Raw genomic sequence first — 12,526 nt, forward strand, 5'->3', positions numbered from 1 at the left:
GGGCGCCGACCGGGGGAGCGGGTCCTGGTGGGTTCCCCGGGCGCCGTGACGGAGTCCTCGGCGGCGAGGCGGGCTTGGCGGGAGGTCGTGGCTGTGCGGGGGAGGCCCCGGGCGTGACGCCTGGGGCCTCGGATGCCGGTCCGGCTCAGGGAGCGGTCACGCCCACTCCACGCCCAGTCCCCGCAGCGCGTCCAGCTGCTCCTGGGTGAGCTTGTTGCGTCGGGTTTTGGTGTTGGAGATCCATACGCCGAGCTTCACGGTCACCGGCTCAGCTTCGCCGTCGACCGTGATTTCCTCTCCGTGGGCTCGGGGGACCGGCCGGTGGGCGCCTTCCCGTTCCACCCACTGTGTGAGGGCTGCCAGGCCCCGCTGGAATGCCTGCTGCGCCTTGGTCGGCCCCTTCGTCCCGCGGCTGTCCGCGGGGGCGGGGGCGGGGGAGGGCGCCTTGTCGGGTTCCATGCCCAGCGTGGTCAGCCGTTCCTGCTGCTCGGGCAGCAGCCGCGCCCAGTTGGCCGGCTGCTTTTGCTGCTGGAGCCACCGGCCGACGTCGTCGCCGTCGAAGACGACGCCCGGCGCGATGTGGGGCAGGGCGCCGTCGGCGTCGACCAGGTCCGCCAGGACGCGGTAGTGGCGCTGCCAGTCCAGCGGCCACGGGCAGTCCCAGTCCTCGTCGATCGCGGTCAGCTGCGCCGCGCGCTCCGCCGCCCGGTCCGGGTCCTTGCCCAGGCCGTTCTTCGCGCCTTTGCGGCGGAGGTTGGCCATGTACTGGCCGATGGGCACCATCTCGTCGTCCTCGCCCCACATGGCGTCCTGCCTGGGCGCGAGGTGCCCGGTGGCCCGGCGGTAGGAGCGCAGGGCGGCGAGCTTGGCCTCCCACGCTTCCTCGCCCGGCTCCCAGACCATCCCGGCTTCCGGCGCGTCCAGGAGGACCTTGCGCCGGTCCTCGAGCTCCCCGGCGCGCAGGGCCTTGCGCTGCTGGTGCACCCAGCGTCCGAGCGGGAAGTCCTTGGTGACTCCGACCTCGACCTCTACGTCGTAGGGCACGGCGTGGACGCCGGTGATCTCGTTCTCCTTCCGCCACCGGATGAGGGCCTGGTAGCCCTCCAGCCACACCAGGGATTCGGGCCGGTAGACGCGGGTGCGCAGGAACGCGGCGATGGTGGCGGCGTCGCGCGGGCTGGAGAAGTGGAGCAGCGCCGACTCGGCCGCTGCGTCGGCGCCGTCCTCCTGGTCCTCGCCCTCCCCGCCGGTGCCGACGATCTGCCCGTCCTCGTCGCGCCGGACGTGCAGCTTGCGCTTGCCGCTGGTGAGGGCGCGGGAGGCGAGCTGCTCGACCAGACGGTCGTCATGAGATCGCAGGCCCTGGAGGACCGCTACAAGAGGGCGGAAGCTCGCGCTGGCCACCATGTCCGTCGGGTCCTCGTTCGGCTCCAGGAACACCGGCACGATGATCCGCGCGATCTTCGTGGAGCCGTCGCGGTTGAGCCGGAGCGCGCGGCCGATGTTCTGGACGATCTCGACCTGGGAGCCGCGGGTGTCCGCGAAGCAGATCGCCTCCACTCCCCGCTCGCCGGTGATGTCGACGCCCTCGCCGAGCACCCGCACGGACGCGAGGAACGCCCGGTGCACGCGCCGGTTGTCGGCGTCGATCCCGTTGGCGAACTGTCGCAGGACCTCGCGCCGCTCGGTGACGAGGTGGTCCCCGCACAGCCACGCCGACCACACCCGGTCCGGCGGCACGTGGCGCCCGGCCTCCAGCTCGTAGAACTCGGCGTCGATCGAGGACTTCGGCAGCTTCTCCGCGGCCGCCAGATCGGCGTCGGAGGCGTCGGTGTCGTACAGCTCCGCCGCCGTCTCGGGCAGTTTCTCTGCGAACGCGGCCGCCTCCTCCACCTTCTGGTGGAACGTCATGACCGTACGCAGGTTGTACGCGGCGGCGTGCTCCAGGAGCGCGGTCTGCAGCAGCGCTAGGCGCCGGCCCCGCTGCGCCTCCTCGGACTCTCCGAGGACGGGGGAGGGGTCGCGGATCTCGAGGACGTCGATCTCGAACCCGGCGAGGATCCCCCGCTCGATTGCCTCCGAGAGGCCCAGCTCGGCGAGCCAGGCGCCGTAGGTGCCGTCCGGGTCGTCGGCCATGCTCGCGAGCTCGGCCTCCTGGCCGCCGGTGCCCTTCTGCGGCCGGGTGGCGGCCAGGATGCGTGGGGTGGCGGTGAGGTAGAGCCGGAAGTCGGCCGGGATGCGGGTGTTGTCGTGGATCGCGGCCCACGGGCGTCCGAGGTCGCCGGCGGTTCCGTGGGCCTCGTCGACGATGGCGAGGTCGAAGCCCGCCATCTGCTGTCCGTAGAGCCGTTCTCCGCCCGTCAGGGCGGCCTCCAAGGGGCCGCGGACTTTCCGCTGTCCCTCGGGTGCGTCGAGGTCCTCGCGGTCCACAAGGGAGGCGTACGTGGCGAACACGACGACCGGCCCCGCCCCGGCCCACAGGGCGAGCTGGATCGGGTTCGTGGTGGTGCGCACCCCCAGCTCGTTTAGCACCGGGTCGTTCTCCAGCGAGCACACCGCGATCATCGGCGCCTTGTGTCCCACCAGCCGCCACGCCTGGGCGGTCTGCGCGAGCAGGTCCAAGGTGGGCACGGTGACCAGGATCCGCCCGCCGGGGAAGCACTCCAGCGCGCCCGCAGCGGCGGTGATCGTCTTGCCGGACCCGGTTGCGGACACGATCGTGCCCCGGGTGCCTTGCGGGGGCACCGGCGACCGGGAGGGAAACCCCACCCACTTCCGAATTGCCGACTTTTGGTCGACCTGGTGCTCGCGGAGCTGGATCACCTTCGGGTCTCCTTGCTGCTCAGCGCCGTGGGTGTGGCGCTGTCGGCGGCTTTGCGGCGGCGTCGGTGTTCGCGTTGGGCTTGGGCGCGGGCGCATTCGCGGGTGCAGTACTTGATGCCGCTGGTGCGGTTCTGCCCGTACTCGGCGCGGCCGCGCTGGCGGACGAAGGAGCCGCGGCAGGTCTCGTTCGCGCATTCGCGGACGGTGGCTTCCTCGGCCAGGTGGTTGTACAGCTGCAGGAAGGCGACGGACAGGATCGAGGGTCTGCGGTCGCTGAGGCTGCCGAGTCCGACGCTGAACGGCTTCAGTGCCCCGTGCAGTGCCTGCCGCAGCTGGGCCAGCCTTAGGGACAGCATGCTGGTGCGCAGGTCGTCGAGGGTGCGGGGGTAGCCGTCGTCCCGATGCCCGTTCTCGGCTCGGATCTGCGCCAGGTGGTCTTCGGAGACCTCGGTCTCGACGAGCTCGTCGAGGCCGCCCTCGCGGTGCAGCGCCAGCCATGTCGCGACGGCTGTCTGGGCCTCGCTGATGTGGACGCGCACCAGCTCGCCGTGCAGGGACCACGGCCCGAAGCGGGGGTGCTCGCGTTCTTCGAGTTCCCGAAGCCGCTCGTGCTCCTCGTAGTCCCAGCCGCCCGTGTCGATGTCGCCGCCGAGCCGGCCGTAGGCGGCCATCCAGCCGGCCACGGTGACCAGGTCGCCGGGATCCACGGCCATCAGCTCGCGCAGGTAGAAGTCCTCGGGCAGCGCCGCCGTCGCGCCCTCGCCGGGCCGGGGGCCTCCGATGTCCCAGACGATCCATTCCCCATCGGCGCGCGCTCCGGGCACTGGGGTCATCTGTGGTGCCGGGACCGGAGTACCCGGCCACGGGGTGGGACGAAACCGTGGGTCAACGTATGCCGCCATGCAGGGCATCATAGCCCCGAAGGGGAATACGAAAACCCGGAACCTCGTACCACTCATGCGGAATTGGCTGAATGGGGAGACGAAGTGACGCAGTGGCAGGAACGCAAGACGGTCGGAGACGCCCACGAACACAACGTCGCCACCGCACTCCGGCAGCACGGCTGGACCGTCCACCCCTGCGGCCAGGGAACCTACCCACCCGCCATCCAGGACGCCCTGCGCTGCACCCGATCCGCACTGCGCCAGTTCCCCGACCTCATCGCCTCCCGGAACGGCGAACTGGTGACCATCGACGCCAAGGACCGGATGCCCAGCACCCACACCGGCCGCTACGCGATCAGTACCGCCACGCTCAACGCCGGCCTGCTCTTCACCGCGGCCCACGCGCCCACCCCGCTGTACTACGTGTTCGGCGACATGAAGGTCCTCACCCCCTCAGAGATCCACCACTACACCGCCCACGCCCGCCCCCACCCAAGTGGCGCCTGGGTCCTGGTCTCCACACGCCAAGCCCACGCCTTCCACACGGTCTTCGGCAGCCCGGCCGCGCTGGCCGCTTGATTTCCCGTGCAGCCGCACGGCATGGAGCTGTTGAACCGGTTCCCACCGCGCGCGCCCCTCTTAACCCGTGACCGGGATGTGCGCCCGCCGATGCAAGGGTCAAAGAGAGGTCGCGCGGGCCGCCGAGCCGGCTGCCCGGTCTGCCTCGGCAACGGTGTCGGCGGGGTGGCGGACGCGGGCGCGGAGGCCGGCCGGTGGTGGGTGCGAGGCGGGTGGGGGTGGCGGTCATGGTGTGAGGTGGTTCCACCACCAGGCGAAGGTGGGGACGGGTACTGGGGAGGGGTCGGGGTCGCTGGGCTTGTCCGTGCGGGGGAAGTCGGCTGCGGGGGAGTTCGGGGTGAGGTAGCGGGCGTGGGTGGCGCCCATGTCGAGGTTGCCGGTGATCAGGAGATCGATGGCGTGCAGGTAGCCGAGCAGGCCCTCGTTGGCGTTTTGGCGTAGTTGTGCGGACAGTTTCAGGTAGCAGGCCATGATGCGGTCGCGCAGTGCCACGGCTTCGGTGACGGCTTCCTCGAAGGTGTGGTGCGGGTTGTGCTGGAGGATCACGTCGAAGATGTCCAGGGTTGCCTCGTCACCGTGGTCTTCCTTGGCGCGGGAGTAGCGGTCGTTGTCGAGCGCGGCGGCGGCCATGGCCGCTTCCCGCGCCGCCACCAGGGTGGGGTCGGCCATCTGGTGTTCAGGGAGTTCCAGGCCGGCGCACATCAGGGCCATGTCGATGGCGTTCGGGGAGCCTGTGGCCAGCACGCGTACGGCGAGGTATTCGTTGACGCTCACGGGCTCGCCGCGTTCGCGCATGGAGAGCTCCCACACGACCCCGGTCATCCACAGCCGGAAGCTGGCGGTGAAGCGTGCCATCTGTACGGGCGTCGCCCAGCTGCGCAGGTCCTTGGACACGTCGGCGATCGCGGCGGCCAGCGGCATGTCGCCGAGCAGGTGGGCGTGGGGGGCTTCCATGATGCGTGCGAGCGCCAGGAGCACGGGGGCCGTCTGGGAGGCTGAGCCCAGCCGTCCGGAGTCGATCATGTCGTCGAGCTGGAACGACCAGGCGCTGTACTTGCTCATGCTCAGCAGGCGCTCTGGCGGGGCCTCGGGGAAGAAGAGCACGGAGATTCCGGCGCCGATGGCCGCGTGCAGTGTGGTCTCTTCCGGACTCCGGCCCGGGCTCAGCCTGCCCAGCCACTTCGCGCAGGCGTGCATGAGGTCCTCGCTCGGCGGATACGGCGCGGCCGGCAGCGGGCAGAAGATCGGCGGTGTTTGCGGGGAGAACGCGTTCGTGGACATCGTCTACCTCTTTGCAGCGGATGTGAACGACTGGGCTGTGGCGCCTCGTCGGGCGGGGGAACGGCTGGGCACCGGGGTGCCAGGGCAGCCCACAGGGTTGCGGTGGGTCACCCTGTCCGGGTGCATCGGTCGGCTTGTTCCAGTTGAGGCTTCACGGGTCCGGGTCCGGGTCCGGGTCCGGGTCACGCGGCCGCGGAGCCGGAACCCGTGGACAGGGCCGGCTTTTCACGCGGACCGCGTGACCGGAGAGCCGGCGGGTGCTGCCAGGGCCAGCAGTGCGTCACGGTGCTCACCGGGCGGGATCCCGCCCAGGGCGTGGCGGGCCTGCTCGGCGTGGTCGTCGGCGCGCTGCTCGGCGGCCTGGAGGGCTCCGGTGGCGCGCAGTACTCCAGCCAGCCGCCGGAACGCTTCCCAGGGGTCGCCTCCCGGTGTCATGCAGTTCCGTAGGACTGCCCGCTGGGCGGGGGTGGCGCCTTGGTGGGCGAGCAGGACGGGCAGGGTGGGGCGCCGGTTGCGCAGGTCGCTGTCGGCGGGCTTCCCCGCTCTGGCCCCGTCGCCGAGGTAGGGAAGGAGGTCGTCGCGTATCTGGAACGCGCACCCGAGGTGGTCTCCGAAAGCACCGAGTGCCGCTATCTGGTGCTCGGTGCCTCCGCCGAGGACGGCTCCCACCGTGCAGGCCGCGTCGAACAGTGCGGCCGTCTTGGCCCGGGCCATCTCCAGGTAGACGTCCGGTGGTGCTTCCAGATCGCCGGCGAGGGTGAGTTCGAGGGCGGCACCGCGGCAGATCTGCTGACCGGCCTTCGCCTGGGTCTCCATCGCTGCGACGATCCGCTGGTGGGGGATACCGTGGGCGGCGCATTCGGCCAGGGTTGTGAACCAGGTGAAGAACAGGGCGTTCCCGGCGACGATGGCCATCTGCGGGCCGAACTCGGTGTGCACAGCGGGCCGGCCGCGGCGCAGGGCGTCCTGGTCGATGATGTCGTCGTGGAGCAGGCTCCCGGTGTGCGCGGCCTCAAAGCCCACGGCGGCCGGCAGCACCGCCCTAAGGCTTCCGCCCACGGCCAGCGCGGAGAGCGCCAGCAGGCGGGGCCGCAGCAGCTTCCCCGTCGGCAGCAGCGCGTACCGGTGCACCGCGTCCAGTCCGCCCGCGTGCTCAGGCCAGCGGCGGGTGAACTCCTTCGCCAGCACCTCTGCCAGGAAGTCGCTGCCACCGCTCGCAGGCGGTGAGGGGACCAGCGGGGGTTCAGCGGCCTGTCGGCTGGCTAACGGCCCGGGTATGACAGACATGCACAAGACCTCCGAAACTCACATGCGGCGAAGTGGCGACGATGATCGAAAGCGGCGGCCGGTGAGGTGCCACGGCCGGCGCGGCTCATGACAGCACGCCGCAGAGCCCCCCGGCGCAGTGCCCACGATCAGCGCGTGGGTGCACACCACCGCCGTACAGGGCATGATCGCGATCCCAAACCGCACGTCCGGGTGGTTAGATCCGACCCCGACCACTCCTGTTGCCCGCGTCATGTCCATGCCTCGGCCCTGACACCTGGGTCGCAAAGCCGGCTTTGCGGATTCCGGAGCGCAGCCCCCTCGCGCCGATTGAGACCCGGGGTACGGAGGGGTGCGGCACGGGCGGCAGTGTCGGCCGGCGGTCTGCGCCGTAGCCGCGCGGTACGACAACCGCACCTTCCGTCCAGGCGCGCTGTTCGGACGCTGACAGCTGTGCGCCGCCTCCGACGTCTCGAACCGCACGTTGGGGTGATTGGGCCCAGGACTTGCTGCGGTTGTCCGAGGCTGTCCCGGTGAGGGCGGAGGGAGAGCGTTTGGCGGTAGGCATGGTGGCACAAGAACTCCCAGAGGCCCGGGCCGGCACGGGCCGGTCCTGGGGGAGGGTCCGAACCGAATCGAGCGGAGGCGTGGGGCGATGGGAGAGAGCTCACCGTTCACGGCGGCCATCGCGCCGGGCGGACTGCCGGTGCTGGGTCACGCGCTGCAGCTGCAGCGGCGGCCGCTGGAGTTTTTAGCGTCACTGCCGGCGCATGGTGATGTGGTGACGCTGCGGTTCGGCCCGGTGCCCGTGTACTTGGTGTGCCATCCGGAGCTGGCCAGGCGGGTCCTGCAAGACGGGCGGACCTTCGACAAGGGCGGGTTGGTATTCGACAAGGCCAAGGTGTTCCTCGGCAACGGCCTGGCCACGTGCCCCCGGGCGGATCACCGCCGCCAGCGCCGCCTGGTGCAGCCCGCATTCCACCCCGACCGCATCACCGCCTACACCGAGGTCGTCCTCAGGGAGACCACGCGGATGATGGAGGGCTGGCAGCCGGGCCAAGCCGTCGAAATCCGGGCGCAGATGCACCGGCTGTCGGCCCAGATCACCGCCCGCACACTCCTCTCCACCGACTTCGGCGGCGCGGACGCCAATGAACTCGCCTCATGCATGGCCATCGTCTCGAAGGGCCTGTACCGGCAGATGCTGATGCCGGTTGCGGCCCTGCAGAGGCTCCCGACCCCCGCCAACCGGCGCTTTCATCAGGCGCTGGCCCGCCTCCGTGCCCTCATCAGCAGGGTTGTCGCCGACTACCGCCGCCACCCGGGAGACCGCGGCGATCTCCTGTCGGCACTGCTCGCGGCCCGGGACGAGGACAGCGGCGCCACGCTGGACGACCAGGAGATCCACGACCAGGTGCTCACGCTGATGGGAGCCGGCAGCGAGACCAGTGGCAACGCGCTGGCGTGGACCTTCCACTACCTGGGCACCCACCCCGACGTCGAGACACGGCTGCACGCAGAACTTGATGCCGTGCTGGCAGGCCGGGCTCCCCACATCGGTGACCTACCCCAACTGGACGTGGTCCGGCGGGCATTCACCGAGACTCTGCGGCTACGGCCGCCGGGCTGGCTCGCCACCCGCATCACCACCACGGCGACGGAACTCGCCGGTCGCCCCATCCCGGCCGGCGCGAACGTAGCCGTCAGCCACTACGCCCTGCACCATGACCGAAGGTGGTTCCCCCACCCGGAGCACTTCGACCCGGACCGCTGGCTGCCCGAGCGGGCCCACCGAGTGCCGCGCGGAGCGATGATCCCTTTCGGCGCCGGAAGCCGTAAGTGCATCGGAGACACCCTGGCCCTCACCTCGGCAGCCCTGGTCATGGCTGCCATCGCCAACCGCTGGCGCCTGGGACACCAACCAGGCCCCACACTCCGAGCCGTACCAAGGATGACGCTGGGCCTCAGCCCCCTCCACATGCTGCTCACACCCCGCCCGGGCTCGCCCTCAGCCTCCGACTGAACGGCCCTGGCCCCGCGATCCTGCCCTACGGGCAGGCGCTGCGCGCCCGGACCCGCCCCTGCGGGGCGAAGGAACACAACCAGTGGTCGGCTGGCGCACACGGCCCAGCGCCCTCCATCGGTCCGTCCTTTTCACGCCACCATGTCGCTTACCGGCCGTTCCGCCGAGAGTCACCCTCTGGTGACGCTGCGTCCTGCGAGGCTCTGACCTGGTCGGCATGGTGCCGGACCAGCAAAGGGGACAGACGTGCTTGAGAAGGCATCGCGCAAGAACGCCGAAGCGACCATTACTCCGGCCACCGATCTTTCGGACGGCGGCGCCAGTCCTGCGGAGGAGTCAACCGACTTGGGCGCGATCCCGGCACAGATCCAGGTGCAGGAGCCTCCCACCGTCGCCATTGCTCGCGAACGGCTGGTCGAGGCCATCGGCCGGGAAGCCGCGTTCCTCGCCGACCAGCGAGCCGGACAGGCATCTGAAGGTCTCGAAACTCTCGCCCGTGCTTTTGCGCTGGCGACTGGCCGGCCTGCATCCGTGGCAACGGACGCCTTGGTGACGGCGGCCGGCACCGTGGCGGAGCCGGTGTCCAGCCGCGGCGTCTTTGCCCATGGTTTCGACCGGCCCTCGCCGATTCAGCCGACGGCCGTCGCTCCCGTCGTCGAGTGATGAAGCGTCGCTCCCGATCGGGATGACGGAGTGTGCCGTGATCCGCTGTGCCTGCCGTCTACGGCGGGCGATCAGCACAAGTCACCTGGCCGCGGTCGGTGCCATGCACGAAGGCATGCCGACGGGGCGCGGGCGGATGTGGCGGGGCCCGGCCGGGGTGGCTTGCGCCGGCCGGGCCCGCTCTGCGTGGACCTCTGGTCGCCCTGCCACCACCCGCACCGGGCTGGTCCGCGGCATGCGGGCGGTGCGGGGCACAACGGGGCACCAGCCATCTGTGGGGCGGGGCCGGTCGGCTTCGACCTGGTCACTTCTCTGAACCAGGGATCGGGCCGCGTCAAGGGCCCACTCGGCCCTATCGGGCGTCGTCGAGATGCGGAGGACCAGTCCCGACAAACCGGTGGCCTCCTTGATCGACGAGTTCTTCGCTCGATGGGAGCCCGTGTCGGAGACCGCCCGGGCCCGCTGGTACGAAAGCCGCCGGCTCGACCCCGATCGCTGCGCCGGCTCAAGCCCGGGGCGCGTCCGTCGAGGACGCGCCCCGGGCGGCAGGGGGCCGGGCCGCGGCCGGGGGGTGACTGGTCGCTCCGCCGGGGGGCGGTGGCGAGTGGGGCTATTGGCGGTACATCACGTGGATCTTGTTGTGGTGGACGGTCGCGGTGGGGGCGTCCATGGGTTTGGCGGCTCCGTTGCTGACCTTGTGCAGGCCGCTCCAGGTGCCGGTGTAGGTGCCTGCGTACAGGTCGCCGTCGAGGCCGCGGACGAAGATCCACATGGTGTCGCCGTGGGTGGCCAGGGCTGGGGAATGGTTGGACTTCCAGGGATCGCGGGTGCCCCGGCCGGTCCATTCAGCGCCTCCCCCCGAGGTGCTGGTGTGCAGGCTGTTGTCCCTGCCGGTGACGATCCTCCACAGTTGGCCGCCCTGGGGTGCGAGGGCGGCGCCCTTGTCCACCGCCCAGTCCAGGTTGTCGCCGTACCAGGTGCTCCAGCTGGTGCCGTTGTGGGTGTGGAGGTAGAGGTCGTGGCCGAGGCCGACGGTGACCATCCATACCCTGTTCGAGTAGGTGGCCAGGGCCGGGCTGTAACGCACCCCGGCGGGGTCGATCCTGTGCACGGCGCTCCAGGCGCTTCCGTTGTAGGTCCGCCAGTACAGTCCGCTGTCCTGGCCGGTGACGGCGTAGAACAGTTTGCCGTGGCCCGCAGTCAGTGCGGGGGTGTAGAGGCTGGTGTCGCCGCCGATTCGCTCGGGTTTGCTCCACACCGGGCTGCCGCCGCCGACGCCCGCGGGGCTCTCCAGGCGACTCCACATGACCGCCTTGTCGGCGGGGCGCACGAACACCGCGTGCAGCACGCCGTTGTAGGAGGCCAGGGCGGGGGGCGTCATGGACTCGAAGTCCAGGGCGATCGGCGCGCCCCAGGTGCTGCCGGTCCGTACCGCGTAGCGCAGGGTGCCGACGGGGAAGGGCACCGGGTCGCCGGCGTATTTCACCCTCAGCTCGTGGTGGCCGTCTCCGTTGAAGTGCCAGTTGGCTTTGCCGTAGTGGGCGATGACGGCCAGGTCCTGCTGGTCCAGCCCGATGGCGCGCTGGCAGGAGAGGTCGTCGTAGTTGCGGAACGCCTCGATGATGAAGAGGAACATCTTGCTGATTTCGAAGGCCATCCCGGCCCACAGGGGGACGAAGCCGATGAAGTTGTCGATCAGCATGAACCGGTCGATGGCGGCGGCCGCGTCGTTGAGGGCCTTGACCAGCGCGTTCCACCACTCGTCGCTGCTCTGGTCGGCTTCCCAGCACTGGATCTGTAGCCCCAGGTAACCGCTGGACTGTCCCTCGAAGAGGAGTTTGTTGGTGGAGGAGAAGGAGCGGGTCTGGTCTGCCTTGACGGCTCCGAACTCCTCGGAGATGAACGTGCCGCTTGCGGAGCCGCTGGCGGCCGCGGCGGTCCAGTAGATCTCGTCCCGGCTCCAGCCGGCGTCGCCCACGGCCCGGCGCACGTAGAAGTTCTCCAGCTCCAGCTTCAGCCGGAACGACGGCGCCGCGAGGCCGCCGCCCTGCTCCGCGTCCGTCCCGGCCGCCTCCTCCTGCGTCTGCCGGTCGCCGTCTTCCGCGGTGCCGACGGCGGCCCGGGACGCGGAGGGGCGGGCGAACGCGGTGACCGCGAAACCGGTCTGCCGCATCGCTTCGACGAAGGCCGGGTCCTCCTCGCCCCCGGCAGCGGCCACCTGCGGATCCACGATCTGCACGTTCGGAGCGGCCAGAGCCTCAGCGACGACGTTGTTCAGGTCCTGTTTCAGGTTCGCCATGGTGTAGCCCTGGGCCACCGGCCGGCTCGTGATCGTCTGCGGCACCACCGGCAGCCGCCCGCCCTGCCCGGTGACCGCCTCCCGGTACACCCTGCCCCACTGCCGCGCCTCCGCATCAGGGACCACGGTCCCCAATGCGCCCAGCAGCAGCCGCTCCAGGTCGGTGGGTGTATGCCCCTGCCGCAGCCGGTCCGCACCGTGCAGCATCGCACCCAGCAGTACGTTGCCGTACTCGCTGCCCTGCCCCAGCGCGCGACCCACGCGGTCCTTCGAACGCGCCCCCGACAACAGCCCCCGCAACCGCTCCAGCCGCTCCGGCTCGGTCGACTTCACCCGGTCAGACATTGAACAACCCCCTGCGCGCTGGCCACTCCGCGGCCGTCCTGCCGCGGACAGCCAGACGCTAAGCCCACCCAAGTCGGCCGATGGTAGGAAAACGCCCATCCAGCCATAAAGAGGACTGGAAACGCGCTCTTGTCCTGGACCCCCGCATCCGTGATGAGCGTCGGTGTGGCCCTTCGCGGCAGGTTTCCTGATGATCACTCGTGGACAGGCCGGCTGTCAGTTCCGAATGCGCAGAGAAGGGGAATCTTCGTGTCTGGAACCACAGACGGCCGTGATGAGAAGCGCAGGCCGAGGAGGCGGACGCTGGGGCGGCCAAGAGCCGTGGGGAGGACCGTCGGGGTGGGGCGGGCGGCGGTGGTCAAC

Annotated in this window: 8 protein-coding genes; 3 read left to right on the plus strand and 5 right to left on the minus strand. The window is 70.6% G+C overall.

What is annotated here, in order from left to right; genetic code table 11:
- Nucleotides 1-156: 156 nt before the first annotated feature.
- Together SSNG_RS36165 and SSNG_RS36170 are read right to left on the minus strand one after the other, a co-directional pair.
- Nucleotides 157-2,823, minus strand: coding sequence for a DEAD/DEAH box helicase (locus SSNG_RS36165; protein ID WP_007268951.1), 2,667 nt, complete (start codon nucleotides 2,821-2,823; stop codon nucleotides 157-159).
- Nucleotides 2,820-3,656, minus strand: a complete 837-nt coding sequence (locus SSNG_RS36170; protein WP_042804707.1) for a hypothetical protein — start codon at nucleotides 3,654-3,656, stop codon at nucleotides 2,820-2,822. Before SSNG_RS36170 ends, SSNG_RS36165 begins: the two co-directional genes overlap by 4 nt.
- A 153-nt stretch (nucleotides 3,657-3,809) precedes the next feature.
- On the opposite strand from SSNG_RS36170, the gene SSNG_RS36175 reads away from it, so the two are divergent.
- Nucleotides 3,810-4,286 carry a hypothetical protein gene (locus SSNG_RS36175; RefSeq protein ID WP_042804708.1) on the plus strand — a complete coding sequence of 159 codons (477 nt, stop codon included), beginning with the start codon at nucleotides 3,810-3,812 and terminating at the stop codon, nucleotides 4,284-4,286.
- Between the two features lie 225 nt (nucleotides 4,287-4,511).
- On the opposite strand, the gene SSNG_RS36180 is transcribed toward SSNG_RS36175, so the two are convergent.
- Nucleotides 4,512-5,567, minus strand: coding sequence for a terpene synthase family protein (locus SSNG_RS36180; RefSeq protein WP_007268954.1), 1,056 nt, complete (start codon nucleotides 5,565-5,567; stop codon nucleotides 4,512-4,514).
- Nucleotides 5,568-5,792: 225 nt separating this feature from the next.
- Nucleotides 5,793-6,854, minus strand: a complete 1,062-nt coding sequence (locus SSNG_RS36185) for a polyprenyl synthetase family protein (RefSeq protein WP_128637646.1) — start codon at nucleotides 6,852-6,854, stop codon at nucleotides 5,793-5,795.
- A gap of 634 nt (nucleotides 6,855-7,488) precedes the next feature.
- Between SSNG_RS36185 and SSNG_RS36190 the strand changes: the two genes are divergently transcribed.
- Both SSNG_RS36190 and SSNG_RS36195 read left to right on the plus strand, forming a co-directional pair.
- Nucleotides 7,489-8,856 (plus strand): cytochrome P450, encoded by a 1,368-nt coding sequence (locus tag SSNG_RS36190; protein WP_007268956.1) that lies wholly within the window; start codon nucleotides 7,489-7,491, stop codon nucleotides 8,854-8,856.
- Between the two features lie 246 nt (nucleotides 8,857-9,102).
- The gene (locus tag SSNG_RS36195; RefSeq protein ID WP_007268957.1) at nucleotides 9,103-9,519 is read left to right on the plus strand and encodes a hypothetical protein; all 417 of its coding nucleotides are present in this window, start codon (nucleotides 9,103-9,105) and stop codon (nucleotides 9,517-9,519) included.
- A 610-nt stretch (nucleotides 9,520-10,129) separates the two neighbouring features.
- On the opposite strand, the gene SSNG_RS36200 is transcribed toward SSNG_RS36195, so the two are convergent.
- Nucleotides 10,130-12,163 carry a hypothetical protein gene (locus SSNG_RS36200; protein WP_129593433.1) on the minus strand — a complete coding sequence of 678 codons (2,034 nt, stop codon included), beginning with the start codon at nucleotides 12,161-12,163 and terminating at the stop codon, nucleotides 10,130-10,132.
- Between the last annotated feature and the right edge of the window lie 363 nt (nucleotides 12,164-12,526).

It is taken from the genome of Streptomyces sp. C (assembly GCF_000158895.1).
GTDB classification, from domain to species: domain Bacteria; phylum Actinomycetota; class Actinomycetes; order Streptomycetales; family Streptomycetaceae; genus Streptomyces; species Streptomyces racemochromogenes.

Coding starts and splice junctions, on each gene's coding strand:
- SSNG_RS36185 (WP_128637646.1), bottom strand. CDS start 6,854: ATGTCTGTCATACCCGGGCCGTTAGCCAGCCGACAGGCCGCTGAACCC.
- SSNG_RS36180 (WP_007268954.1), bottom strand. CDS start 5,567: ATGTCCACGAACGCGTTCTCCCCGCAAACACCGCCGATCTTCTGCCCG.
- SSNG_RS36200 (WP_129593433.1), bottom strand. CDS start 12,163: ATGTCTGACCGGGTGAAGTCGACCGAGCCGGAGCGGCTGGAGCGGTTG.
- SSNG_RS36190 (WP_007268956.1), top strand. CDS start 7,489: ATGGGAGAGAGCTCACCGTTCACGGCGGCCATCGCGCCGGGCGGACTG.
- SSNG_RS36170 (WP_042804707.1), bottom strand. CDS start 3,656: ATGACCCCAGTGCCCGGAGCGCGCGCCGATGGGGAATGGATCGTCTGG.